Source organism: Halomonas sp. 72, from assembly GCF_052379785.1.
In the GTDB taxonomy this organism is placed as follows: domain Bacteria; phylum Pseudomonadota; class Gammaproteobacteria; order Pseudomonadales; family Halomonadaceae; genus Vreelandella; species Vreelandella citrativorans.
In genome coordinates this window covers 325,379-349,253 of record NZ_JBQSYY010000002.1, presented here as the reverse complement: position 1 = coordinate 349,253, position 23,875 = coordinate 325,379, and the positions used below count along the sequence as shown (strand labels likewise).

Below are 23,875 nucleotides of genomic sequence, written 5' to 3'. Positions count from 1 at the left end.
AAATCGCTAACGCAAATATTTTGCTTTAGTGATTTATTGCACCGTACCGACGAAACCGTGCCGACGAATAGGTACTGAAGGGACACATGACCAACAAACCCACTCCTCGTCCAGGGGGCCGCAGCGCTCGTATTCAGGCTGCCGTTCATCAAGCCGTTCGAGATCTGCAACAAGAACAAGGCCGGGCCGGGCTTACGGTACCCGCCATCGCCACACGCGCTGACGTCACCCCCTCGACGATCTACCGTCGCTGGGGTGACCTTACCCAGTTACTGGCCGACGTTGCCGTCGAGCAACTACAGCCAGAGCAGCCGCCAGCCGATACGGGAAGTGTGCGTAGCGACTTGTTAGCCTGGCTTGTTGAGTACTTTGAGGAGATGTCATCAGCCCCAGGGAGGGCGATGCTCCGCGATGTTCTAGGCACAGAAGGCCATACCAGCGCGGGTAAATGTGATGGCTTCTTGCGTCAGCAGATCGAAGTAATCAACGAACGCGGCCTTGCCAGAGGAGAGCAGCCGATGGATATAGGGCGGGTCACTCAAATAGTGGTAGCGCCTCTGATGTACCGCATCCTGTTTGCCAACGAAACACCGACTACGCAGGCCATAGAAGCACTTTTCGAACAATTAGTAAGCTCAGCAGATGCTTAATAAAAAAGCCCCGTGTTCTGGATAACACGGGGCTTTTGGCAAGGGGCGCTGTTGGGCTTATTACGCCTCGACCGCGGCACGCCCTTTGATCATTGAGCGGGCAAGCAGCAGATACGCGACCGAGCCACAGGCGGCCATGGCCAACACCACCGCTTCAAGCGTATGCGGCAGCATGGCAGACAGGGCACTCAAAATCCCGGCGATACCGAACTGGGCGGCGCCCAAAAGCGCGGCGGCGGTACCACTGCTAGTGGGGAAAAACTCCAAAAAGCAGGCCTGTATATTGGGCGAGATCGCCCCTACTGTGCCGATGGTCAGCATCATGGCGAACAGGAAAGCGTACATTGGCCACTCCATAAAGGCAGCCATCACTAACAATACAATGCCGACCGCTTGGCAGCCCGTTGCCAACTGCAGAATACGCAGCGACGATATTCTGGAAAGCAGTACACGGTTGCAAATATTGAAGAAAAGCATCGCGACGATGTTAGCCGCAAACAGCATCGAAAAGCTTGAGGGCGACTGGCCAAAATGCCCCTGATAGATAAAGGAAGCGTAGGTAATGAACATCATCAGGGTGGAGAAGGAGGCGGCCTGCCAAGCGATAAACGGTAAAGCTGGTTTCGTCGACAGCACCAGCTTGTAACGCGCCAGCAGGCTCATTTTGGGGCTTTTCGATCGCGACACTTTACCCTTCCCGGAAAAAAGCACCCGCACCAGTAACGGCACCAGCAGCACCGCGTAAATCGCCAAGGCAAAGAAAATATTGTGCCAGGAACCCACCGCCAAAATCGCACTACCAACGCTCGGGGCGATACCCGGCGCCAGCACCATGATAAAACCCATCATCGAGAACAGCTTCGCGGCATCACGGCCCGCCACCCGGTCGCGCACCAGTGCCGGTACCGACACCAGCGTTAACCCCGCGCCAATGGCTTGAACGGCCCGCCCGCTAAGCAGAGTGTTCAAGGATTCCGCCATGCCGATGACAATGCTTGCGAGCGCAAAAATTGCCAGCCCGCTCATCAATACACGCTGGCGACCGAAGCGGTCCGAAAGCGCCCCGCCAATGAGCTGCCCCACAGCCATCGCGAACACATACACCGAAACGCTTAACGATACGGCCTGCTGAGATATCCCCAGCGACTCGCCAATGACCGGAAAGGCCGGCAAGTACGTATCCATGGAAAACGGACCCAGCATCATGGTCAATGCCAGGCTCAGTACCACAATGAAGGGCGTTTTAGATTGGGTCATAGAAGCTCGCGGTAAGATGGCTTAATGATAGCAGCATTCGTAATATGATACCGATTGACGCCATCATCAGCCAACATTCGCCTGGAAGTGGCTACCAAGCCACCACGTTGGGCCATCCAACAGTCCGCGTGTGCTACTCGCTCCTTTTCATCTCTTTAACCACAGCATCCAAGTGGCTTGAGTTGATCTCGGCGGGCGAGTTGGCGCCGATCAACGTCATGGTGACACGCATATCGGCGGCGATTAGATCCAACAGATGGGAAACGCCCTGCTCGCCCCGTGCGGCCAAGGCGTAAACGTAAGCACGGCCCAGTAGAACGCCCTGGGCGCCTAGCGCCAGCATACGCACCACATCAAGCCCAGAGCGCACGCCGGAATCCGCCAGTACCGTCAGTTCATCGCCCACGGCCTCGGCAATATGCGGTAGCGCTTGGGCGGTAGAAATAGCCCCATCTAATTGGCGCCCACCGTGGTTGGACACCACGATACCGTCGGCCCCCATGCGTACCGCATCTCGCGCATCCTCTTTATCCAACAACCCTTTGATGATCAGCTTGCCCTTCCAGCTCTCACGAATCCACTCAAGCTCGCTCCAGCTAATGGAGGGGTCAAAGTTTTTCGCCAGAAAGCCCATGTAGTCGTCCATGTTCATTTCGCGCCCGGTGTAGGCCTCGATGTTACCGAACGACAGTGGCTTGCCTTTAAGCCCTACATCAAACGCCCACTGCGGGTGGGTGATTGCCTGAGCGTACTGGCGCAGCTTGGCATTGGGGCCTGACATACCCGAGCGACGGTCACGGTAGCGCGACCCCGGCAGCGGCATATCCACGGTAAACACCAGCGTTTTCATGCCTGCTTCCCAGGCGCGCTCCAGGGCGTTTTTCATAAAGCCGCGATCTTTCAGCACGTAAAGCTGCGACCACTGCTCGCCGTAGGCATTTTTCGCCACTTCCTCGATCGAGCAAACCGAAACGGTGGAGAGTGTATAAGGAATCCCCGCCTTTTCTGCCGCGCGCGCAGCCTGCACTTCGCCGCGCCGAGCATACATGCCCGTGGCGCCCACCGGTGCCAGCGCAACCGGCATTTTCCACTGGCTGCCTAAAATTTCAGTTTCAAGCGACGGCGTACCGCCCCCCTGCAGCACGCGCTGACGTAAAGGAATAGCCTGCAACGCCTCCACATTGCTGCGCAGCGTGCTTTCCGTGACCGAGCCGCCATCAAGGTAATCAAACAAAAAACGAGGAACACGCCGCTTGGCGGCTTGCCGGTAATCAGAAGGGCTTGAAATGATCATGAATTCGCCTTAACTCGACACGGGAAACGGAGAAGTGACCGTATGTTAGAAACCTTGGTGCTAACTCCAACTAGCGTAACATGTTACGCCGCCTCTATAGCCATTCGCTGCGCTGAACTTTAGTCTATGAGCGTTTCTCCCACGCGGAATGCCTCCGCCCCCATCGAGCCCGACATTGCAGAAACGCCTAAAACGAACAATGCTTGAACAGTGTGTGTAGCAACGGAGTTTTGCAATGGCGGACTTCAAGCAACGCGGGTGGGTGAAATGAAATGGGCTGATCACTGAGCAAAAGGCTAGGTGGCCCACAAAGATAGCGAGAAGCCCCACCCTGCGTATCTGATCAAACAAGAGAACGGCAGCACAGTCTTGAAAGCACAGCTTTGAAAACAGAGTCTTGGAAGCAGAGTTTTGAAAACAAAGCTTTGAAAACAGAATCTTGAAACTTCATACCGAGCTCAAAAAGGCATAGGCAAGGAGGCCACGGTGAGCATCCCACAGCCCGAAACACTCACTTTTGATAGCGATGAAAAGAGCGGCTATCCCAACTCCCCACTACCCGTACTGATATACCGCAAGGTTCTCGACCTCAGTAGCGCAGAAGCGCGGGCCGATACCTTTGAAAACATGTTCAAACAGCACGGCTGGCCGCCCGCATGGCGTTACTACTTATATGATTTTGACCACTTTCACTCCACCGCCCACGAGGCGCTAGGCATTTTTCAGGGCCAAGCCAGAGCGCGGCTGGGCGGCCCCAATGGCCAAGAAGTGATGCTTTACGCGGGGGATATACTGGTACTGCCCGCCGGAGTGGGTCATGCCTGCGTAGAGGCGGACGACGATTTTTGCATGGTCGGCGCCTACCCGCCGGGGCAAAACCCGGAGAACGAGCGCGGCGACCCGGCCGAGCTTTCGGCAGCACAAGCGCGGGTGGCTTCCGTAACCGTGCCGGAGACTGCCCCGGTGGGCGGGCCACTCCAGCCTCTGTGGAAACCATCGTCGTAGAAACGGCGAGCCCTATCTAGACGACTGGTCTAATCAGGCGTAAGCTAGTCGCTATGAACATGACACCCGTCACCGGCGATGTCCGGCAGCGCATTCTTAACACCGGCCAGGTCATCATCGGTGGTAAGGGGTTCTCGGCGGTAGGTCTTAACGAGATTCTCAAAGCCGCCGAGGTGCCTAAAGGCTCCTTTTATCACTACTTCAGCTCCAAAGAAGCGTTTGGCGAAGCACTGCTGGAAGACTACTTCAGTGGTTATCTCGCGCAAATTGAAGAACGCCTTGCCCAGCCGGGTGCTTCTCACGCTGAGCGTTTTCTCAGCTACTGGGCGCACTGGCGGGATACCCAGCACCATTGCGACCCCAGCGGAAAATGCCTGGCGGTGAAGCTTGCCGCCGAAGTCAGCGATCTTTCCGAGCGCATGCGCCGCGTGCTGCAACACGGTACTGAGCGCATTATTGCCAGGTTAGCCCAGTCAATCGAAGCCGCCGCTGCCGATGGCTCGCTGCCTCAATCCGTTAGCGCTCAAAGCAGTGCCCTGGAACTAGCCACCACCCTTTACCAGCTATGGCTGGGTGCCAGCCTGCGCGCTAAAATTACCCGCGACCGGGTGCCGCTGGATGCCGCCTTTAAAGCCACCTACGCTTTGTTAAACCTCGACCCCAGCCGCCCTCTCAGCCTGCAAAGGACTCAATCATGAAAATTCTCGTAGTGGTTACCTCACACGACAAGCTTGGCGATACCGGCAATAAAACCGGCTTCTGGCTCGAAGAGCTGGCCGCGCCTTACTATGCGTGTAAAGATGCAGGTGCCGAGCTAACCCTGGCCTCGCCCGCTGGTGGCCAGCCGCCGCTCGACCCCAACAGCAACGTACCGGATGCTCAAACTGAGGCTACTAACCGCTTCCAAGTGGACCTCGACGCCCAAGCGGCGCTGGCTAACACCCATCAGCTTGCCGATATCGATATTGCTGAGTTCGACGCCATATTTTACCCCGGCGGCCACGGCCCGCTGTGGGACCTGGCCGAGAGCGCTACATCTGTGCGCCTGATTGAAGACGCCATTGCCGCCAACAAGCCTGTTGCTACGGTATGCCACGCCCCCGGTGTGCTGCGTCATGTGAAAGGCAGCGACGGCAAGCCGCTGGTCGCTGGCCGTAAAGTGACCGGTTTCAGCAACAGCGAAGAAGACGCCGTTGGCCTGACAAACGTGGTACCGTTTTTGGTCGAAGATATGCTCAAAGAGAGCGGCGGTGAGTACAGTAAAGGCGATGACTGGAGTTCTTACGTGCTCGTCGACGGCCTGCTGATTACCGGACAAAACCCCGGCTCATCCGAAGCCACCGCCCAAGCGCTGTTAAAGAAGCTTTCCTGATAATTACCCAAGGAGAATGGAATGCCGGCTTATGTTGTACTGACGCGTGAACGCACCCACGACGCGAAAGAAATGGAGCAATACGCCACCAAGGCCAAAGCCGCCCGCGAAGGCCACGACCCGAAGCCACTCGCCTTCTACGGTGACTTTGAAGTAATGGAAGGCAGCGACATGGAAGGCGCGGTAATTCTGCGCTTCCCCGACATGGCCGCCGCCCGCGCCTGGTACCAAAGCGACGCCTACCAAGAAGCTCGCCAGCATCGTTTCCAGGGTGCCGACTACCGCGTGTTTATTGTGGATGGGGTTGAAGAGACGTAAGCCTTTTTGCAATTACGCATAGACGCACAAAGGGCCGTTCGTGGTTACGAACGGCCCTTTTATCTTTTTAAAGACCAGCATATCTGTGCCTAATGGCTGAATAGCAATATCACTCTTGGCTTATTCACCAATGAACTGCTCTAACGGCCAATAGCGGAGTTTTTCCTTTGAGGTGGTGCGACTAAGAGCGCCAGCGCCACTGTTACCATCGGCCTTTAATCACGAAGTAAAGCAGATGCGCTGTCCGAGTCACCACATTGGGATAAAACAGTTCATCGCCACAGCCTGACTCAATTCAATGCATAAAAACCATCACCACCAGCACCATTGTCAGCAATAACAGGTACACCTTGGCATGAATACGGTCAGGAATGCGCCCGATCCAGACTGACGCCAAGCGGATACCGAGCCATGAGCCTACCGCAAGTACCAGCAAGGCACGCAGATCCACATAACCGGCATACCAGTTTCCTAACGCTGAGTGATTTGCCGACAGCAACACATATGTCGCGGTGCCACTCACTGCCATGGGCAACGACAACGGATTGGCCATGGCGGTGGCCGCCGTCATGCTCGCGCCTCTTCGCCGCATAAGCGGTACGGTCATTACACTGCCACCCACGCCCAGCAAAGCAGCCACCGCACCAATCAGTGTACCCACCATTGCCGTTACCCCACGCCCCATAGGGCGCACATCACTCCCTGACTGACGCAGAAAACCGGGCCGCAGAATAGCATCCGCAATCGTAATACCCAGATAGCCGATAAACGCCCAGCGTACCCACTCCCCGCTCAACGACACGGCAACCGCCGCGCCCAACACAGCGCCCATGGCGATATAACCAACCAGCGGACGCACTAGATGCCACTGCACGGTCTGTCGCCGATGATGACGCCATGTTGCCATTGAAGCCGCGAAGATCATCAGCGCCGTCGAGGTAGCCACCGCGATATGCATGGCTGCCATACCCGCCACGCTATCTGGCCCATGGACGGCAATCAGCAAGGTATACAGCAAGGGAACCACTACAAACCCACCACCGAAACCGAACAACACGGTGGTGACGCCCGCCAAACCGCCACAAAGAAGTAATACGCTATACACCGCCACTCTCCTGATGAAATTCAACAGCAGGGAGAATATGCCGACTAGAACTGGCTGACCTTCGATTTTTGGACAACAATCATCGCATTTCGGCCAGAATAACGATTATGCTCAATACTCTTTTATCCGACGTGGATCACGTGGCACGGCCCATGGTGGCCATCGGCACTGATTACAGCCCCGGTACGCTTCTTGACTTTCATGCCCATCGCCGCGCCCAGTTTCTCTATGGCATGACAGGCGTGATGGAAGTCAATACGGATGACGGCACCTGGATGGTGCCGCCCTATAGCGGAGTCTGGCTGCCTGCGGGCAAGCGCCACCAAGTACGTATGAACGGGGTGAGCACCCGAAGCCTGTATATCGAGCCCCGTGTCTCGCCACGCACGACTTGCAGTTGTGAGGTGCTGGTCGTGACGCCCCTGTTGCATCACCTGCTGCTGGCTTCCGCCCATCTACCCGCGCTCTATGATGAAAATGGCCGCGACGGCGCCCTGGCGCAACTACTCCTATACGAGCTGCAACAGGCTCAGGCCCTGCCGCTGTTTGCGCCCCTGCCCCATGACCCTCAACTAGCCAACCTGTGCCGAGCGTTTCTCGGCCAGCCACATATACACAGCCCTCCCGAGGACTGGGCCCGGCAGATGCATCGCAGCCAGCGCACCTTCAATCGCCTATTCCGTCAGCAGACCGGCATGTCCTTTGCCGTATGGCGTCAACAGGCCTGCCTGATGGCCGCCCTTCCCAGGCTGCTGTCCGGTAGTTCCGTTACTCGCACCGCGCTGGAACTCGGCTACGACAGCCCAGCCGCTTTCTCCAGTATGTTTCGTAAGGTGCTTGGCCAAACTCCCACCGCTTTTGTTAGGGCGGCGAATCGTCAGTTGGAAGAGTAGCTGGCACCGCTTGCTGTTGAACTTTCGCCGACTCAAACGGAGCAATGGTGATGGCTATTAGCCCAGTCCTGGACATTCGCAGCCCAGTCTATTATTACCAGCCCAACCACGCTATCGGCCTATCAGTTGGAAGTGGTTGACGATCTAGTTTTTGTTATCCGTGTGGAGCACACTGGCATGCATGGGGCACTGCAAAGGGGAACTGACGATGCGCTTGAGGATACTATCGGACCTGCATCTGGAAGACTTCGACGAACCGCGCGCGCTGCCGCAGTCCAATGCCGATATTGTCATTCTGGCCGGTGACATTCACGCAGGCGTCCAGGGCCTCAGCTGGGCAGCGGAACATTTTGCCGGTACGCCTATCCTCTACGTCCCCGGCAATCATGAGTTCTACAGCACAGCCATGCCGACTCTGCGGCGGCAACTGGAGGATGAGGCCGCCCGGCTCGGCATCCACCTGCTGGACAATCGCACGCTGACCCTGAACGGTATACGTTTTCATGGCACCACGCTGTGGACTGACTTTGCCCTCTATGCCGGGCAGCCCAACTACGATCCGTCACTCACCGAAGCCAGGGCGCTGGACCTGATGCCCGACTTCCAAATCATCGAGCAGCCGGACGGGGCAGTTTTCACCCCGGCAGAAAGTCGGCGCTTGCATGCCAAGGCGTTGGCCTGGTTGGAAAGGGAGCTATCACGGCCATTCAGTGGTCCAAGAGTAGTGATAAGCCACCATGCGCCCCTGTCCTCCTGTATCCCATCACGCTACCGCGGTGATGTACTCTCCCCGGCTTTTGCTTCCCATCTTCCGCAACTGATGGGCCGCATGGATCTTTGGATTCATGGACATGTGCACGAGCCCGTGGACCTCAATGTGAGCGGAACACGTATCATCGCCAACCCCGCTGGCTATCCCGGCGAGTTCGATCCGCCCTTGTTTTCACCAGACCTGATTGTCGAGGTCAACCACTCTTGATATGAGCTGTATCCGCTGATGAGCTCCCTTAGCGCCAGGCACGGGATTCAAAGCTCTTTTCGGACGATCTCCGCTCCGGCACTCAAGGCACTGAGCTTGCCTCGCGCAACCGAGCGGGAAAGCGGCGCCATGCCACAGTTGGTGCAGGGGTAGAGCTTGTCGGCATCAACGAATTGAAGCGCCTTTCTAAGCGTTGCGGCGACCTCTTCCGGCGTTTCGATGGTGTTGGTGGCGACGTCGATGGCACCCAGCATCACCTTCTTGCCGCGCAGAAGTTCGATCAGCTCGATGGGCACGTGGGAGTTCTGGCACTCTAACGAAACAATATCGATGTTGGATTTTTGCAGCCGGGGGAAGACTTCTTCATATTGCCTCCACTCCGATCCCAGCGTCTTTTTCCAATCCGTATTGGCTTTAATGCCGTAGCCATAACAGATATGGACAGCCGTTTCGCATTTGAGCCCTTCAATGGCTCTTTCCAAGGCGGCGATTCCCCAGTCATTCACCTCATCGAAAAACACGTTGAACGCAGGTTCGTCGAACTGAATAATATCGACGCCTGCTGCCTCCAGTTCCCGGGCTTCCTGATTGAGCGCTTTCGCGAACTCCCACGCCAGCTTCTCACGACTTTTATAATGATCGTCATACAGCGTGTCGATCATGGTCATCGGGCCCGGCAGCGCCCATTTGATGGGCTTGTCGGTCTGGCGGCGCAGGAATTTGGCGTCCTCGACGAAAACTGGCTTATGACGACTGATCTCGCCCACAACCGTCGGCACGCTCGCATCGTAGCGATTGCGAATTCTCACGGTTTTGCGCTTTTCGAAATCGACGCCGCTAAGATGCTCGATAAAGGTCGTCACGAAATGTTGACGCGTTTGCTCGCCGTCGCTGACGATATCGATACCGGCTTGCTGCTGTTCCTGCAGCGACACGCGCAGCGCATCCTGTTTACCTTCAATCAACGCCTCGTCTTGCAGTTTCCAGGGCGACCAAAGGGTTTCGGGCTCGGCAAGCCAAGAGGGTTTGGGCAGGCTGCCCGCCGTCGAGGTGGGTAAGCGTTTACTCATGAGTCATCATCCCGTGCATTTGATTAGGTTAAAGCGAGCCGTTGGAAGACCACTGCTCAAGCATCGCCTGATAGGGTTTGATGAAGTGCTCTTCAGCAAACTTCCCCTGCTCGGCGGCCAATTGGCTACGTTCTTCTCGGTCGTAAACGATTTGCGTGAGCGAATGATCCGGGTTCTTCAAGTTGGGTTGATAGACGTTGCCCGCAACCGCATTGGCGTTATAGATCTCAGGCCGGTAAATCTTCTGAAAAGACTCCATGGTGCTGATGGTGCCGGCAAGCTCAAGATTGGTGTAATCGTTGAGCAGGTCGCCAGAAAAATAAAACGCCAGCGGGGCAGCACTATTAGCAGGCATAAAGTAGCGGACCTGAAGCCCCATCTTCTTGAAGTACTGCTCGGTCAGCGAAGACTCGTTCGGCTGATATTCAACGCCTAATACGGGATGCTGGTTATCGGTTCGGTGATAGACCTTGTTATCCGATACGCTCAAGCAGATGACGGGAGGTTTCCCGAAATGCTCTTTGTAAACGGGTGAGTCCACGAAGCTTTTAAACAAGTTGCCGTGCAGAACACCAAAATCATCCGGAATACTGAAAGTCGACTGGTGCTTGTTATGCTCTAAAAGGCGCACGCTAAAGTCGTAATCTCGAACATAGGATGAAAAGTTGTTCCCTACGATACCGTCGATGCGCTTGCCGGTTTGCTTGTCCAGAAAACTGGTTTTGAGTATCTCGATGATTTGAAAAGGCGCTTCATGGCCTCCTGCGCCAACCTCCATACTCACGGAAATGATGTCGAGTTCGACGCAATAACGATGCCCTTCGGGATTATCCCAATGCACCAAGGCATTGAAACGATTATTGATCATTTCCAGCGTATTGTGCAGGTTCTCGCGCCGCCTTTCGCCCCGGGCCAAATTGGCAAAGTTGGTCGTGATACGCGTATTGTCCGACGGACGATAATTCTCATCGAAGCCGATACGCTTGATAGTAAATGCGACGTCGTTATTCATCATCTCGCCTCCAATAGTAAAAAATCGAACCGGTTCTTCGCTTCTGCGGAACGGCCCAATATTTATAAATCGGGCGGCTTTACAGCTTTTAAGCCTGACAGCCTTATTCATGAGAAGCTGACAGGCTCTATAACGAAGAGTGCTGGGGATTTTATACAGGAGTACAAAGATGAATAAAAATGGTCTTATTTCATGGGAAGTTTAGAAAAATTCATAGTGAAGGCCGACTCTTCAACTGAAAAAGATGCTGGCTGCGTTGGGCTTGATGAATTTAGGTAGTCATACGACGCGCTCGACATCCCCGCACTAAAAGTACGGGGTTTTCTGCGCAAATCTGATAAAGTTATTATCCCGCTAAATAGTTTTCTGCAGACTTCATGCACGCTTATATTCTTTCACTGGACACGCTATGCATAACCTATGGATTCCCGTCGTCGCCATTTTCGTCGTTGCGGGCCTGATATTCGGTGGCCAGGCCTATTCCGAGGCCCAGCGTGATGCCCACATCGCCGAGACGATTTCGGAGCGTCTTAATAGCCAAGCACCGGCCGAAATTTCCAACCTGGCGACTGTCAACAAGGGGTATGGGGTGTGCGGCGACTATGCGCTTTCAGGCGCCGAGTCCGGTCGCTTCTACTACAACAGCAACACCAAGCGACTGGCGTTGGGCACCGATGCCCCGCTGTATCGCGACAACTGTGAAAGCGTTTATAACTGAACTCTTGGTTCTCTGGTACGCCCGTCGCGGCCCACCTATGCCGAATGCGCCTTCTTGAAGGGAACGAGGTGCAGCACACCCACCACCACCGAACCCACCAAAAAGCCAATCACCGCAGAGCACAGTGTATTGAAGCTCCAGCCCAGCAGGCCGCCCAAGGCACCGGTTGCCTCGCTAATGCCATGCTCAATGTGGTGTACCCACGCATAGGGGGAATTGAACCAACCCGTTCCATCGGCACCTAGATTGACCATCAGGATATGTCCTCCCACCCAGAGCATGGCGATGGTACCCACCACGGCGATGGTCGCTAGCACCTTGGGCATGGCCGTTACCAGCCCACGGCCCAGTTTCTGCATGCCCGAACTCTCCCGCTGAGCGAGCTTCAGGCCGACATCATCCATCCTGATCAACAGCGCCACCACGCCATACACTAGAACAGTGATGACAAACGCGACCACCACCAGGCTCGCCAGCTGTGACCAGAACCCTTGATGGGAAACAGTAGAAAGTGCGATCACCATGATTTCAGCGGAAAGAACCAGGTCGGTGCGAACGGCACCACTCACGATCTTTTTCTCAGCTTCCGGCCCTTTCTCTACCGCAGGCTTGTCGTCGTCATGCTTGCCAGAGAGCTTGTGCCAGACCTTCTCAGCGCCCTCAAAGGCCAAGTAGGTGCCGCCCACCATCAGGATGATCGGCAGTAGCGCAGGCAAAAAATGGTTTAGCAGCAGCGCTGCCGGTAGGATAAAAATCAGTTTGTTGCGGATCGAACCCAGCGCGATCTTCTTCACAATCGCCAGTTCACGCTCCGCTGCCACTCCCTGCAAATACTGGGGCGTTACCGCCGTATCATCGACCACGACCCCGGCCGCCTTCGCCGTCGCCCGCCCAGCGGCGGCACTTACATCGTCCAATGATGCGGCGGACAACTTTGCTAATGCAGCAATGTCATCCAGCAATCCAATCAAGCCGCCAATGGCCATGGATGTTTTCTCCGTGAATAGCAGGTGTAGATAGTAAAGCACATAGCAGGCTAGGTGGATTGCCTCTTTTGCTCCAAGGGCGCTGCCAAAAATCTCTCGCCAGAAGCGAGCCGCTTCGAGTAGATATGTGTCACTGACTGGATTGTTGCAAGCATCGCAGAGCGCTTTTTTTACGCGGAGGCGGATTACCCCCAAGCAAGCCCTCACTATCGAAAATTGATAGCCATGAGTAAAACAAGCTTGACCTAAAGTTTACTTTAGGTTTTTAAGCTCTGGGAGCCTGACTTACTCAAGGAGCGAACCATGCATCTTTACCGCGTTATAACCATGGCGAACTGGCGGAAGGCTCAATCACAAGGTTACGTGCCGCGCTGTGGAAACGACCACCGCGCGGACTGCGTTCATCTGAACGTCAATGAAGCCGTCGCATTTTCTGCCAACCGATACTTCACATTGGAAGAAGTACCCGTCGTTATTGAAGTGGACATCACAGGCTTCAAAGACAAGATCGAATGGCGAACGCCCACACAAGACCAGCCATGGCAGAAGCCTAGAGCGCATATTGCTCATATTCCGCTGTCAGCGGTGATAGCGATGCGTGTACTTGAGTACAGAGAGGACGCTTTTTTCTAGTAACCAGCTTTACATCCCTTTTAAATTACCGATCGGTAATAATTATGGATTTCAATATTCAAAGCTCCCCACAGTTACCGAGCAGTAATTTTTCAATTGAGATAGACCTTCATTTTGCCTATAGTTACCGAACGGTAATCCAGAGCGAACTAACATGCCCAGCAATGTATCTTCTCTTACAGAACCGGTAGCTATCCGTCAAAGCGAAGATCTCGGCCATTTGGTGCGCCAGCTTCGCGCCGAACAAGGGCTATTGCAGATTGATCTGGCGGGCCTTGCGGGCACCGGCAACCGCTTCATCGTTGACCTGGAGCGCGGCAAGCCTACCCTGCAATTACAGAAGGTACTGGACGTGCTGGATTTGATGGGCCTTGAGGTCGTTGTGAAACGTAAAGGGGCCAAGCGTCATGACGGGTGATGCTACCCTAAGGGTTTATCACGACGAAAAGCACGTTGGATGGTTGTACGATACTCAACCGCTACGTTTTGAGTATGCTCCGGGGTGGCTTGAGTATCGTGATGCGGTAAGCCTCTCGCCCTTATTGCCACTCTCACAGCAGGTTCACGCAGGTGATGACGTCGTGGCGTATTTTGAGAACCTGCTACCGGAAGGCGATCTTCGCCATCACCTGGAGCTTCGCCATCACACCACGACCGTTTTTGGCCTGCTGAAGGCTATCGGAGGTGATACGGCAAGCGGCTTTACCCTGCTTGCACCCGACGAGTCACCGGCGTTGCCGCACTACCTGCCTACTCACTGGACAACAGTGGCGGAACATTTACACCAGCGAAAACCAGGTTCTTTATTCTCGCCACAGAGCGGCGAAGCGCGCATTTCACTCGCTGGCGCTCAAAACAAATTACTGCTGATGGTACAGCCAGACGGCAGCCCCACCATACCAGAAGGCTCGGCCCCTTCCAGCCATATACTCAAACCGGATATTCAAGGCCTCAAGGGTGTCTGGGCGACTGCGCTCAACGAAACCTTCTGTATGCAGCTGGCCGCAGAACTTGGGTTAGACGTCGCCGAGGCGAGTTACCAACCCGACACCCGCGCCTGCCTGGTACGCAGGTATGATCGCATTCCCAATGCACAAGGCAACTTACGGCGCCTGCACCAGCTGGATTTCTGCCAGCTGGCCGGTACCCCGTCGCTCATCAAATACGAAAACGATGGCGGCCCCGGGCTGATCCGCTGCCGCGAACTTCTTCAGCAAGCAGGCGCGCCAGCCAAGGACTTGCAGCGCCTGATCGGCTGGCTCTTCTTCAACCTATTGATTGGCAACAATGACAGCCACGCCAAGAACCTTGCCCTCCTCTACACCGACGAAGGCCCCCGGTTAGCCCCCTTCTACGACTTGATGAGCACGACACTTTATAGCGGCCTTTCAAGCCGTTTTGCGCTCCGCATCAACAATGAGGATCGCCCCGGCCACATTGAGCGTTCGCATCTGGAAGCGCTAGCCCGCGCGCTACGCTTTCAGCCCCGCTATTTCTTGAAGCAAGGGTTTGAACTTGCGGAACGCATGCCAATGGCTATTGACCGTGTACTCGCTACGCTGAGCCCCTCGGCTCACAAAGGGACCGAGCAAACATTACTCGAGCGGTTACAGCAACGACTTTTAGCCAACTGTCGCAAAATGCCGCAGCGGTGGGCCAGCCAACGAAATTAAAGACGCCTCACTCGTGCATTAAATTAATAAACGCCCGCAGGATGGGCGACACATGGCTCGATTCAATTCATCTGCGGTGCTGCCTTATCTGCGTGCGCAAGTCGGCGGACAGATCGTTTACTCCTGCTTCAGCCTTTATCACGCCAGCAAATGGAGGAATTAGACAGAATCTAATTGTGCTGCTCCAAAGACATATGAAAAGATGTTCTATCTTATTCAAATTAAATTATGAAATGGTTATTATTTTTAATTAAATTATATTTTTTAAACACTTAGATTTTAAATAAAATTATGCAGCATAGAATCATTACCTATATTAAATGATCCATACAACTTAAAGTTAAACATATAAACAAAAGTCCTTATAAAGCTATAAAAAATCTACTATATAATGATAAACTATAGTTGCGCTCGTATAAGCGGCATAATCTTGCCAATCATCGTTTTTTTCAGGATCTGCAAAATCACAGACTGACTTTACAATAATACAATCGACTCCACCTTTATTAGCTAATGTGGCAGCGAGCATAGCTCCATATCCTTCCATTTCAATTCCTATTGTTTCTCTATGCTGACTTTGAATGTCTTCTACAACAATCGGGTTTTCAAGTACTACTGCCCCTGTCGCAATCGGCCCAACTTTTAAACTCAAAGGGGTAGTTGGTCTTTTATCTGAAGGCCAACCACTAAAAATAGCATCCAGAAAAAGTCTTCGTGTGGAAATACGTTGAAATTTAGTCCTGTCACCAACATTAATAGCAACTTGATGAGGAGCATTACGCATTTCTGTTCGACCATTTGGAGTGATCGTATTTTTCCCGCTTCCCCAATCCCAGCAAGGGTCACCAACCATAATATCACCTAGATTAACTTTTCCTTTAATGCCAGCTGCAATACCGCACATAAATACTTTCTTAGGATTAAAATAATTACATACTTTCATAACTGTAGCAGATGCGGATGCAATTCCCATTCTAGAGCAACTAGTTGCTAACACATTAACAACATCCCCATTTTTCTTTATAATTTCCCCACTATAATAATAACTTTCGTCATTATCTAAACAAAACTCTTCCCAACCACACTCCAACTTTAATACGGCATCTAGTTCTACTGCCGTAAGTGCAGTAACAATTGCAACATCAAAGCACTTAACAGTCTCGGGAGCTTTATAATGAGCCACTTTATTAGCTATTATTGTTTTAATACGTTCAATATCTTCTATTCCTAATATTAAAGGCCACCCTTTATCTAGAAAAAATCTAGCCCACTTATCATAAGAGTGATGATGGGAAGTAACTCCAATAATATATACTGGCTTATAAATATTATTATCTAACTCAATTATTTCAACCAGCTCAATTCCTCCTTTTTCATTAATTGGCTCTCCTAAAGAAGTCGGTATCTGAATATCAACAATTAAAATATGATAATGTTTTAAACTCATGAACTGCAGAGCTTGACGAATAGAATTGCAATAATCCACATTGCAAAACAAATCATCCTTTGCAATTTTTGAAATAACTTGAGTTTTTTCATAACCATCATCGACTATCAAAACAGAGCAGCTCATTAAATACCCCCAATTATTTCTGACATGGCATTTTTCCATCCTTCATCTGCAGAGCTATAATACACTGCGCCAAGATAAAAATTTGGATAACTATTTTTTAAACCAGCATCTAAATCTTCAAGTTCCACTTGCCCTTTAGAAAAAGTTGCGTACTGTGTTACTACTACCACAGGTACAAAACGTTCTCTAAGATCCATTTGCGCAAGAAACTCTTTACCAGCAAAACTTTCTGGTGTGCCCCCAACCGGATCCTCTGAGCTAGGATCAAAGTTAGGCATACTCATATCTAAAACTACCAAATCAAATTTTTCACTAATTATAGACTTTAAGCCAGAACGAAGTGAAGAACGAACTTGAATATTTATAAACACAGAAAAAAAATTTTCTAAAAAAGAGCAAATATCATCACTTTTTTCTTTTTGATCTTCAACGATTAGTATATTCATTTAAACTTAACCCCTTTGCCAACCTCACATAGTATGTCAACATTAAAAAAATCTTCATCATCAAAATAGATATCTAACGCATGAGGCGTTTCTAAATCTTTTTCTAATATTTTCCATATTTTAAACAAGCCTGTACCTCCTTCTTTCTGTAAAACATCATTTATTTTACTCTCATCTCCATAAGCTAATTTATAAAACTCTAGCTTTGAAGATCTTTCTTCCAAAGTAATATCGCTTGAAGTTTTGTTTATTATCTTAATCAAGAGATCACCACTTTCAGTTTTATGCACAAATACTTCAATACTCAACTCGTTTTTTTCAAGTCCAGATTTTGAAACGGCATTTTCAAAGAGAATAAAGAAAACATCCACCATATATAACAAATTTCTTTCAGAGAAAGTACAGGCGACATTCTTGTATAATGAGACCTCAACATCTGTTGAGTATTTAGCAATATCTACGCAAGTATCTATATCATATTCATCTCCTTCGTCAATATCGGTATGAGCAAACCAAGAACAAACAACGTCAATTTGGGTAGAAAGGCTGGCTTTTGCTCTATCTACGGCATTGGAAAAATCAAATACAACACCTGTAGGAATAGTTTCCTTTGCAAGATAAGTTTTTAGTTCATCTAACAACTGAGTAAGTCTAAATTTAAAATCGGTTCTAATGTACTTCTGTACTTCTCTTAAATTACAATCTGTACGATCCCATAGCCATTGCGTAGCTGTTTTTACAAAATCATTAAATCCTGGGGATATCGGTAACTCTTTCTGTAAAGCGAAAGACTCTAAACTTGAAACAGAATAATCAAACATAGCGATAGTATTATCCGAAACCCTCCCTGTAAGTACTAATTCTTCTCCAAGAAAACTAACCTGCAATCTTTTATCATTTAGTTCCGCTATTATATCTTCATATTTTTTTGAAAAAACAGCTAACACATTATTTACAGTATTTATTTCATTGTCACTTATTTCTCTATATCTAAACAACCATTTTGGTGTTTTAGAAAAATCCTCTTTATCTTTTTTCAATATAAACAACCCTTCTTCTAGCAATGGCTTTCTTAATGCAGTTGGTAAAACACCATGTCTTATTCTAGTACTTAAATGATTATTTAAGCCTCTATCACCATATGTAAATTCAGCTCTTATCATTTTAGCTAAACTCATAAAAGTAGAGTTCTTCAAACTTTGCTTTACATTTTGTGGATGAATTCTTGAAAGGTAGCGCCAGTAATCAATTCTTTCATTTCCTATTTCTGTTTTAATAACATCAATAATATCTAAAAAACTATCATCATCAGTTTTTTCTTCTTTACTAGCATTCGCTAGATCGATATATTTTTCAAAAAGAGATTTAAATTTTTGAGAATCACGACCGTTCAAATTCGACATATCTACATATATGCGACTATTTTCTACTTTTCTAACAGCTTTTCTCATTATATGAGTTCGGTTTATATCCTTTATCTCATCGCTTAGCATAATATCATTGTCATCATATTTCATAAGATAACGACAAATTTTTACCCTGCATTCTTCTGTATGTCGTGGAGAATCAAAAGCTAAATAAAGCTTCATAACCTCAGGAGTACATACCCATCTAAGAAAATAGTGGAGCTTTTCTTGTCCAAATATAGACTCACTTCCAAAAAGCTCTGTTGGAAAAACAAAATTATTTTTTGTTAAAAAATTATCAAATGCATATTTTAAAGCAGAGTCGTGTGATGAGTTATTAAGACGCGAGTGCAAAGAATAAAATATAGGAACTTCTATAAATGAAGATTCTTTTATAGAAAACTTTGCTTTTATAATTAAATCTTCAGTGTCAAACATATAAAAAAAACTTTCATTTTGTAAAGCTTCATGTATAAGAACTTTCAAAGCCTTTATATATTCTCCTAATTTTATATATGATTCAACTAACAATTTAGTGACTTCAATTGAAGTAATAAGGTCTTCGTTTTTTCTATAATTTTATTAAAATTTTCAATTGCTAAATTAGGTTTTTGACAATCTAAATCATATATCCCAAAATATTTTAATTTACGTGAAATTGGAATCTCAATATTTTCTAAGTGAGATTTATTTCCATTATTACTAAATTCTTGTAAAGCTAAAGATGGTGAATAGGGAACAATTTCTTGAAACTTTTTTAAATACACATCTCTTACCTTAGAAGGCATAATATTACATTTTCTGGGTGTTTCAAGTGGAGAAAATGCTTGAACCAACTTGTCACAAATATTATATGTTTTATTACTAACAAATAACGACTCTCTTTGTAAGAAAAAACCTAACTGTTTAAACCAATTAATCCCTCTTAGCAGATGAGCTTCACAAGATAGATATTGAAGAGATGAATAGTAAAAGCTATCTCGTTGATATATTTGGCTAGCTGCAATTATCAGCGGACTAAACTTTATTTCATCATTTAATGTCTGATCCCTAGCCTTAGACTTAGCTACTAGATCATAAAATGTAAAGCTATTTTTACAACCGTTACTGCCATTACTGCCATTACTGCCATTACTGCCATTACTGCCATTACTATACGTCTTTATAACTTCATCATACTTTCCAGAGCTATACATATCCACAATATCGACTTCGCAAGGAGATACATTCCAGTCGATATTTTCAATATATAAAGTCGCTAGCGATCGAAATATAGGAGTATTAAAAGCTTGATATAGTCTAATAGCAAGTTGTTTAACCGGGAAAACTCCAGGATCTTTACTATAAACCGCATATATTAAATAATCAGTCAACAAAAGGAAAACATCAATTATTGAAGTATTCTTTTCTATGTTAAATATGGCTTCGAAATCGTAATCTATATCAACATGTAACCCATAAATTTTATAGTTTAAAAAATTTCCAAACGACTGCTCTAAAGAGTTTCGAAGTTCAAATAAATGATTTTTTTTGGTTGTAAAATATATTTCATGCTCACCATCATATCCGGATGAGTACTTTAAAATATATTTAAGTAAAGGAGTCGCTCCAGAATCAGTTTCTGAATTATTTTCTAATTTAGTATTGGAATCATTATTAGAGCCGCTATTTATACGGGAATTGACAACCTTTCTTAATGATAAAGACCAAAATGATTTACCACAGGATTGATCAGCAAGATTTAATAAAGATAAAATATTTTCATAATTATTATTGAGAATTGCTTCTTCTATTTTTTTTCTAACTCTATAAAACTTATTATCGATAGCTTATTTACTTCTACTAATGCAAGACACCAAGCAATATTTTTTTCTAGACTAGCATTTGGTGTTTTTTTCTCGAAAAAACTAGTTATAGGGATATCCTTTGTAAGGCGAATTGCGTTTTTAAAAAATAAATTATTAGCGATATTATGTACACCTTGGTGTATCTCAATAGGGCTAAGTTCTTCAAAAAATTTAATTCGTGCTTCATAACTTGTCCTTGATGAAGATAAAATCTTAGATAAATTAGATTGTTTTCTTTTAGTTCTAGTCGTTTTCTTTTTATAAGCCATATTTCCTCCCATACATTTATTAACTTTAATATAATTATAGCTATAAAAAAAGCCCGCTTAACGCGGGCAGAAAAATTGAGTGGAATTAATTTGCTGTCAGTTTTCACTCCCACTCAATAGTAGCAGGCGGCTTACTGGAGACATCATAAGTCACGCGCGATACCCCACCCAGCTCATTGATGATGCGGTTGGAGACAGTCTCCAGCAGCTCATAGGGTAGGTGCGCCCAGCGGGCGGTCATGAAGTCGATGGTTTCTACTGCGCGGATGGCGATGACCCACTCGTAGCGGCGGCCGTCACCTACTACGCCTACCGATTTCACCGGCAGGAACACGGCGAATGCCTGGCTGGTTTTTTCGTACCAGCCGGAGGCGCGCAGTTCTTCGATGAAGATGGCGTCGGCTTCACGCAGGATGTCGGCGTACTCTTTCTTTACTTCACCCAGAATGCGTACGCCCAGGCCCGGCCCCGGGAAGGGGTGGCGGTATACCATGTCGTAGGGAAGGCCGAGCTCTAAACCAAGCTTGCGCACTTCGTCTTTGAACAGCTCGCGCAGCGGCTCAACCAGCTTGAGCTTCATGGTTTCCGGCAGGCCACCCACGTTGTGGTGAGATTTGATGACGTGCGCTTTGCCGGTTTTGGAGGCGGCGGATTCGATCACGTCCGGGTAGATGGTGCCTTGGGCCAGGAACTCGACGCCTTCAATCTTGCTGGCTTCTTCATCGAACACGTCGATGAAGGTGTTGCCGATGATTTTGCGCTTGGCTTCCGGGTCTTTCTCGCCTTTCAGCTTGCCCAGGAACAAGTCTTCAGCGTCTACACGGATAACCTTGACGCCCATGTGCTTGGCGAAGGTTTCCATCACCTGGTCGCCTTCCGCTTTACGCAGCAGGCCGTTATCCACGAATACGCAGGTCAGCTGGTCGCCAATCGCTTTGTGTAACAGCGCGGCGACTACGGAAGAGTCTACACCGCCGGAAAGGCCGAGCAGCACGTGGCGGTCGCCCACTTGCTCACGTACGCGCTGTACCTGGTCTTCGATGATTTGGGCAGGTGTCCAGCGTTTTTCAGCTTTACAGATATCCAGCACGAAGTGCTCAAGAATCCGCTGGCCTTGCAGGGTGTGGGTCACTTCCGGGTGGAACTGTACGCCGTAGAACTGCTTCTCTTCCCAGACCATCGCCGCAATCGGGCAACTGGGTGTGGAAGCGGTAATGGTGAACTCGGCAGGCGCTTGGGCGACCTTGTCGCCGTGGCTCATCCACACATCCAGCAGGGCTTTGCCGGTCGCGGTGTCTACGTGATCTTTGATGTCTTTGAAAAGTGCGTTTTCAGCATCGATGCGGATTTGCGCATAGCCAAACTCGCTCTTGTTGGAGCCTTCCACCTTACCGCCCAACTGCTCGGCCATGGTCTGCATGCCATAGCAAACGCCAAACACGGGCAGGCCCATTTCGAACACGCACTGCGGCGCACGCGGGGAATCCAGCTCGGTCACGGACTCGGGGCCACCGGCCAGGATGATGCCGTTGGGGTTGTACTCGCGGATCTCTTCTTCGGTGATATCGAAGGCGCGAACCTCAGAAAATACGCCAATTTCGCGTACCCGGCGGGCGATCAACTGGGTGTACTGCGAGCCGAAGTCGAGAATCAGGATTTTGTGAGCGTGGATATCATTCATGGCGGTATCTCGAGTAAGCAGTGGAGGTGCTGCTGGTAAGGCCGAAAAGCAAGCGGCGGAGCAATGCCCGCCGCCGTGTTACTTAAAGCGCTGGTTAGCTCACCCGGTAGTTGGGAGCTTCTTTGGTGATCTGCACGTCGTGAACGTGGGATTCGTTAAAGCCAGCACCGGTAATCTGGACAAATTCCGGCTTGGTGCGCATTTCCTGAATATCGCGGCAGCCGGTGTAGCCCATGGAGGCGCGCAGCCCGCCCATCATCTGGTGAACGATGGCGCTCATCATGCCTTTGTAAGGTACGCGGCCTTCGATGCCTTCGGGCACCAGCTTCTCGGCACCGGCGTCCTTATCCTGGAAGTAGCGGTCGGCGCTGCCCTGGTTCTGCGCCATGGCGCCCATGGAACCCATGCCACGGTAGGCTTTATAAGTACGCCCCTGGAACAGCTCGACTTCACCCGGTGCTTCTTCGGTACCGGCCAGCAGGCCGCCGACCATCACCGCGCTTGCGCCAGCGGCGATTGCCTTGGCCAGGTCGCCAGAAAAGCGTACGCCACCGTCAGCAATCAACGGAATGTCATACTCTTTAAGCGCGGCGGCCACGTTGGAAACGGCGGTGATTTGCGGCACGCCCACACCGGCCACAATACGCGTGGTGCAGATGGAGCCCGGGCCGATGCCCACTTTCACGCCGTCGGCACCCGCTTCGGCCAGTGCTTTGGCAGCGGCGCCGGTGGCAATGTTGCCGCCGATGACCTGAATGTCCGGGTAGTGCTCTTTGATCCAGCTAACGCGATCAATAACGCCTTGGGAATGGCCGTGGGCGGTATCGACAATAATGACGTCAACGCCTGCTTCCGCCAGTGCGGTTACGCGGTCCGGGGTTTCTGGGCCGGTGCCTACGGCGGCGCCTACTAACAGGCGGCCATCGCTGTCTTTAGCGGCCATCGGGTAAGTGCGGGCTTTTTCGATATCCTGGAAGGTGACCAGGCCACGCAGGTGGAAGGCGTCATCTACAATCAGCATTTTCTCAATGCGGTGTTCGCGCATCTTGGCTTTGCTGGTTTCAAGGTCAGTGCCTTCCTTAACGGTAACCAGCCGATCACGCGGGGTCATGATATCAGCCACGCTGTCGCCGACGTTCGGCTGGAAGCGCATGTCACGCTCGGTCACGATACCCACCAGCGTTTCGCCTTCCACCACCGGGAAGCCGGAGAAGCCGTTCTCTTTCGCCATGGCGAGAAGGTCTTCAAGCTTGGCCTTGGGGCTAACGGTGACCGGGTCTTTAACAATGACACTTTCGTGCTTTTTGACCTTGCGCACTTCCGTGGCCTGCTGGGCCATGGTCATGTTCTTGTGAATGATGCCGATGCCGCCTTCCTGAGCCATCGCAATCGCCAGACGCGCTTCGGTCACGGTGTCCATCGCAGCAGAAACGAGCGGGATATTAAGCGAGAGATTACGGGTCAGGCGAGTTTTGAGACTGACATCCTTGGGGAGGATATCGGAGAAGCCAGGAACGAGAAGTACGTCATCGAACGTAAGCGCTTCTTGGGCCATACGTAGCATAGCGGCAACACCCAATTTGATGTGGGAAGAAGGGGCGTGAAAAGTTAATCCCCCATTATAGCGTTTTGAGGGGTTCCCCAGCAATGTGAGCATGCGACCAATTATCTACTCTGCGTTGGTGGTA

At 50.2% G+C, this 23,875-nt stretch carries 24 protein-coding genes; 11 read left to right on the top strand and 13 right to left on the bottom strand.

All coding sequences use genetic code 11. From position 1 onward, the window contains the following. Positions 1-86: 86 nt before the first annotated feature. Positions 87-650 (top strand): TetR/AcrR family transcriptional regulator, encoded by a 564-nt coding sequence (locus ACT3T6_RS03535; protein ID WP_193055387.1) that lies wholly within the window; start codon positions 87-89, stop codon positions 648-650. 60 nt (positions 651-710) lie between these two features. Here ACT3T6_RS03535 and ACT3T6_RS03530 read toward each other — a convergent pair whose 3' ends face one another. Next, on the bottom strand, positions 711-1,907 hold the full coding sequence (locus ACT3T6_RS03530) for a Bcr/CflA family efflux MFS transporter (RefSeq protein WP_193055386.1): 1,197 nt from the start codon (positions 1,905-1,907) through the stop codon (positions 711-713). Positions 1,908-2,040: 133 nt separating this feature from the next. Next, positions 2,041-3,201, bottom strand: coding sequence for an FMN-dependent L-lactate dehydrogenase LldD (gene lldD / locus ACT3T6_RS03525; RefSeq protein ID WP_193055385.1), 1,161 nt, complete (start codon positions 3,199-3,201; stop codon positions 2,041-2,043). A gap of 486 nt (positions 3,202-3,687) precedes the next feature. Here lldD and ACT3T6_RS03520 point away from each other — a divergent pair, with 486 nt between their 5' ends. From ACT3T6_RS03520 to ACT3T6_RS03505, 4 genes are read left to right on the top strand one after another with little or no spacing between them, the layout of a single operon-like run. Next, on the top strand, positions 3,688-4,206 hold the full coding sequence (locus ACT3T6_RS03520) for a cupin domain-containing protein (protein WP_193055384.1): 519 nt from the start codon (positions 3,688-3,690) through the stop codon (positions 4,204-4,206). Positions 4,207-4,259: 53 nt separating this feature from the next. Continuing rightward, on the top strand, positions 4,260-4,904 hold the full coding sequence (locus tag ACT3T6_RS03515) for a TetR/AcrR family transcriptional regulator (RefSeq protein ID WP_226912038.1): 645 nt from the start codon (positions 4,260-4,262) through the stop codon (positions 4,902-4,904). Further along, positions 4,901-5,578 carry a type 1 glutamine amidotransferase domain-containing protein gene (locus ACT3T6_RS03510; RefSeq protein WP_193055383.1) on the top strand — a complete coding sequence of 226 codons (678 nt, stop codon included), beginning with the start codon at positions 4,901-4,903 and terminating at the stop codon, positions 5,576-5,578. The genes ACT3T6_RS03515 and ACT3T6_RS03510 overlap by 4 nt, the downstream gene beginning before the upstream one ends. A 21-nt stretch (positions 5,579-5,599) precedes the next feature. Further along, positions 5,600-5,896, top strand: coding sequence for a DUF1330 domain-containing protein (locus ACT3T6_RS03505; protein ID WP_172118158.1), 297 nt, complete (start codon positions 5,600-5,602; stop codon positions 5,894-5,896). 295 nt (positions 5,897-6,191) lie between these two features. Here the strand turns inward: ACT3T6_RS03505 and ACT3T6_RS03500 are convergent, their stop codons facing one another. Beyond that, positions 6,192-7,001: a sulfite exporter TauE/SafE family protein gene (locus ACT3T6_RS03500; protein ID WP_193055382.1), complete on the bottom strand. Its 810-nt coding sequence runs from the start codon at positions 6,999-7,001 to the stop codon at positions 6,192-6,194. Between the two features lie 107 nt (positions 7,002-7,108). Between ACT3T6_RS03500 and ACT3T6_RS03495 the strand changes: the two genes are divergently transcribed. Together ACT3T6_RS03495 and ACT3T6_RS03490 are read left to right on the top strand one after the other, a co-directional pair. Then, a complete protein-coding gene (locus tag ACT3T6_RS03495) occupies positions 7,109-7,894 on the top strand; it encodes an AraC family transcriptional regulator (protein WP_087108063.1) in 786 nt (261 codons plus the stop codon). A 208-nt stretch (positions 7,895-8,102) separates the two neighbouring features. Next, positions 8,103-8,873, top strand: coding sequence for a metallophosphoesterase (locus ACT3T6_RS03490; RefSeq protein WP_193055381.1), 771 nt, complete (start codon positions 8,103-8,105; stop codon positions 8,871-8,873). A 47-nt stretch (positions 8,874-8,920) separates the two neighbouring features. On the opposite strand, the gene ACT3T6_RS03485 is transcribed toward ACT3T6_RS03490, so the two are convergent. Continuing rightward, positions 8,921-9,943, bottom strand: coding sequence for a methionine synthase (locus ACT3T6_RS03485; protein ID WP_193055380.1), 1,023 nt, complete (start codon positions 9,941-9,943; stop codon positions 8,921-8,923). Positions 9,944-9,971: 28 nt separating this feature from the next. Next, entirely contained in the window at positions 9,972-10,955 is a 984-nt protein-coding gene (locus ACT3T6_RS03480) for a DUF1852 domain-containing protein (protein WP_193055429.1), read from the bottom strand. A 409-nt stretch (positions 10,956-11,364) separates the two neighbouring features. Here ACT3T6_RS03480 and ACT3T6_RS03475 point away from each other — a divergent pair, with 409 nt between their 5' ends. Continuing rightward, a complete protein-coding gene (locus ACT3T6_RS03475; RefSeq protein ID WP_149573861.1) occupies positions 11,365-11,673 on the top strand; it encodes a hypothetical protein in 309 nt (102 codons plus the stop codon). A 35-nt stretch (positions 11,674-11,708) separates the two neighbouring features. On the opposite strand, the gene ACT3T6_RS03470 is transcribed toward ACT3T6_RS03475, so the two are convergent. After that, positions 11,709-12,659, bottom strand: a complete 951-nt coding sequence (locus ACT3T6_RS03470; protein ID WP_193055379.1) for a DUF808 domain-containing protein — start codon at positions 12,657-12,659, stop codon at positions 11,709-11,711. Positions 12,660-12,962: 303 nt separating this feature from the next. Between ACT3T6_RS03470 and ACT3T6_RS03465 the strand changes: the two genes are divergently transcribed. The 3 genes from ACT3T6_RS03465 to ACT3T6_RS03455 all read left to right on the top strand — a co-directional run bounded on the left by ACT3T6_RS03465 (position 12,963) and on the right by ACT3T6_RS03455 (position 14,965). Further along, positions 12,963-13,292 carry a DUF952 domain-containing protein gene (locus tag ACT3T6_RS03465; RefSeq protein ID WP_193055378.1) on the top strand — a complete coding sequence of 110 codons (330 nt, stop codon included), beginning with the start codon at positions 12,963-12,965 and terminating at the stop codon, positions 13,290-13,292. A 154-nt stretch (positions 13,293-13,446) separates the two neighbouring features. Beyond that, entirely contained in the window at positions 13,447-13,710 is a 264-nt protein-coding gene (locus tag ACT3T6_RS03460; RefSeq protein ID WP_193055377.1) for a helix-turn-helix transcriptional regulator, read from the top strand. Continuing rightward, positions 13,700-14,965: a type II toxin-antitoxin system HipA family toxin gene (locus ACT3T6_RS03455; RefSeq protein WP_193055376.1), complete on the top strand. Its 1,266-nt coding sequence runs from the start codon at positions 13,700-13,702 to the stop codon at positions 14,963-14,965. The genes ACT3T6_RS03460 and ACT3T6_RS03455 overlap by 11 nt, the downstream gene beginning before the upstream one ends. Positions 14,966-15,335: 370 nt before the next feature. Here the strand turns inward: ACT3T6_RS03455 and ACT3T6_RS03450 are convergent, their stop codons facing one another. From ACT3T6_RS03450 to guaB, 7 genes are all read right to left on the bottom strand, one after another. Then, the gene (locus ACT3T6_RS03450; RefSeq protein ID WP_193055375.1) at positions 15,336-16,538 is read right to left on the bottom strand and encodes a phosphorylase family protein; all 1,203 of its coding nucleotides are present in this window, start codon (positions 16,536-16,538) and stop codon (positions 15,336-15,338) included. Beyond that, positions 16,538-16,984: a response regulator gene (locus ACT3T6_RS03445; RefSeq protein WP_193055374.1), complete on the bottom strand. Its 447-nt coding sequence runs from the start codon at positions 16,982-16,984 to the stop codon at positions 16,538-16,540. The genes ACT3T6_RS03450 and ACT3T6_RS03445 overlap by 1 nt, the downstream gene beginning before the upstream one ends. Beyond that, positions 16,981-18,921 carry a hypothetical protein gene (locus ACT3T6_RS03440; protein WP_193055373.1) on the bottom strand — a complete coding sequence of 647 codons (1,941 nt, stop codon included), beginning with the start codon at positions 18,919-18,921 and terminating at the stop codon, positions 16,981-16,983. The genes ACT3T6_RS03445 and ACT3T6_RS03440 overlap by 4 nt, the downstream gene beginning before the upstream one ends. Next, positions 18,915-19,766 (bottom strand): hypothetical protein, encoded by an 852-nt coding sequence (locus ACT3T6_RS03435; protein ID WP_193055372.1) that lies wholly within the window; start codon positions 19,764-19,766, stop codon positions 18,915-18,917. The genes ACT3T6_RS03440 and ACT3T6_RS03435 overlap by 7 nt, the downstream gene beginning before the upstream one ends. Positions 19,767-20,179: 413 nt before the next feature. Beyond that, positions 20,180-20,506 (bottom strand): hypothetical protein, encoded by a 327-nt coding sequence (locus ACT3T6_RS03430; protein ID WP_193055371.1) that lies wholly within the window; start codon positions 20,504-20,506, stop codon positions 20,180-20,182. A 103-nt stretch (positions 20,507-20,609) separates the two neighbouring features. Then, complete coding sequence (guaA, locus tag ACT3T6_RS03425; protein ID WP_193055370.1) at positions 20,610-22,187, bottom strand: glutamine-hydrolyzing GMP synthase; 1,578 nt, start codon at positions 22,185-22,187, stop codon at positions 20,610-20,612. Positions 22,188-22,281: 94 nt separating this feature from the next. Next, positions 22,282-23,751 carry an IMP dehydrogenase gene (guaB, locus tag ACT3T6_RS03420; protein ID WP_193055369.1) on the bottom strand — a complete coding sequence of 490 codons (1,470 nt, stop codon included), beginning with the start codon at positions 23,749-23,751 and terminating at the stop codon, positions 22,282-22,284. Positions 23,752-23,875: the final 124 nt, after the last annotated feature.

Excerpts from the sequence above, each read along its gene's own strand:
- ACT3T6_RS03535 (WP_193055387.1), top strand. The coding sequence starts at position 87 with ATGACCAACAAACCCACTCCTCGTCCAGGGGGCCGCAGCGCTCGTATT.
- ACT3T6_RS03530 (WP_193055386.1), bottom strand. The coding sequence starts at position 1,907 with ATGACCCAATCTAAAACGCCCTTCATTGTGGTACTGAGCCTGGCATTG.
- lldD (WP_193055385.1), bottom strand. The coding sequence starts at position 3,201 with ATGATCATTTCAAGCCCTTCTGATTACCGGCAAGCCGCCAAGCGGCGT.
- ACT3T6_RS03515 (WP_226912038.1), top strand. The coding sequence starts at position 4,260 with ATGAACATGACACCCGTCACCGGCGATGTCCGGCAGCGCATTCTTAAC.
- ACT3T6_RS03510 (WP_193055383.1), top strand. The coding sequence starts at position 4,901 with ATGAAAATTCTCGTAGTGGTTACCTCACACGACAAGCTTGGCGATACC.
- ACT3T6_RS03505 (WP_172118158.1), top strand. The coding sequence starts at position 5,600 with ATGCCGGCTTATGTTGTACTGACGCGTGAACGCACCCACGACGCGAAA.
- ACT3T6_RS03495 (WP_087108063.1), top strand. The coding sequence starts at position 7,109 with ATGCTCAATACTCTTTTATCCGACGTGGATCACGTGGCACGGCCCATG.
- ACT3T6_RS03490 (WP_193055381.1), top strand. The coding sequence starts at position 8,103 with ATGCGCTTGAGGATACTATCGGACCTGCATCTGGAAGACTTCGACGAA.
- ACT3T6_RS03485 (WP_193055380.1), bottom strand. The coding sequence starts at position 9,943 with ATGAGTAAACGCTTACCCACCTCGACGGCGGGCAGCCTGCCCAAACCC.
- ACT3T6_RS03480 (WP_193055429.1), bottom strand. The coding sequence starts at position 10,955 with ATGAATAACGACGTCGCATTTACTATCAAGCGTATCGGCTTCGATGAG.
- ACT3T6_RS03475 (WP_149573861.1), top strand. The coding sequence starts at position 11,365 with ATGCATAACCTATGGATTCCCGTCGTCGCCATTTTCGTCGTTGCGGGC.
- ACT3T6_RS03470 (WP_193055379.1), bottom strand. The coding sequence starts at position 12,659 with ATGGCCATTGGCGGCTTGATTGGATTGCTGGATGACATTGCTGCATTA.
- ACT3T6_RS03465 (WP_193055378.1), top strand. The coding sequence starts at position 12,963 with ATGCATCTTTACCGCGTTATAACCATGGCGAACTGGCGGAAGGCTCAA.
- ACT3T6_RS03460 (WP_193055377.1), top strand. The coding sequence starts at position 13,447 with ATGCCCAGCAATGTATCTTCTCTTACAGAACCGGTAGCTATCCGTCAA.
- ACT3T6_RS03455 (WP_193055376.1), top strand. The coding sequence starts at position 13,700 with ATGACGGGTGATGCTACCCTAAGGGTTTATCACGACGAAAAGCACGTT.
- ACT3T6_RS03450 (WP_193055375.1), bottom strand. The coding sequence starts at position 16,538 with ATGAGCTGCTCTGTTTTGATAGTCGATGATGGTTATGAAAAAACTCAA.
- ACT3T6_RS03445 (WP_193055374.1), bottom strand. The coding sequence starts at position 16,984 with ATGAATATACTAATCGTTGAAGATCAAAAAGAAAAAAGTGATGATATT.
- ACT3T6_RS03430 (WP_193055371.1), bottom strand. The coding sequence starts at position 20,506 with ATGGCTTATAAAAAGAAAACGACTAGAACTAAAAGAAAACAATCTAAT.
- guaA (WP_193055370.1), bottom strand. The coding sequence starts at position 22,187 with ATGAATGATATCCACGCTCACAAAATCCTGATTCTCGACTTCGGCTCG.
- guaB (WP_193055369.1), bottom strand. The coding sequence starts at position 23,751 with ATGCTACGTATGGCCCAAGAAGCGCTTACGTTCGATGACGTACTTCTC.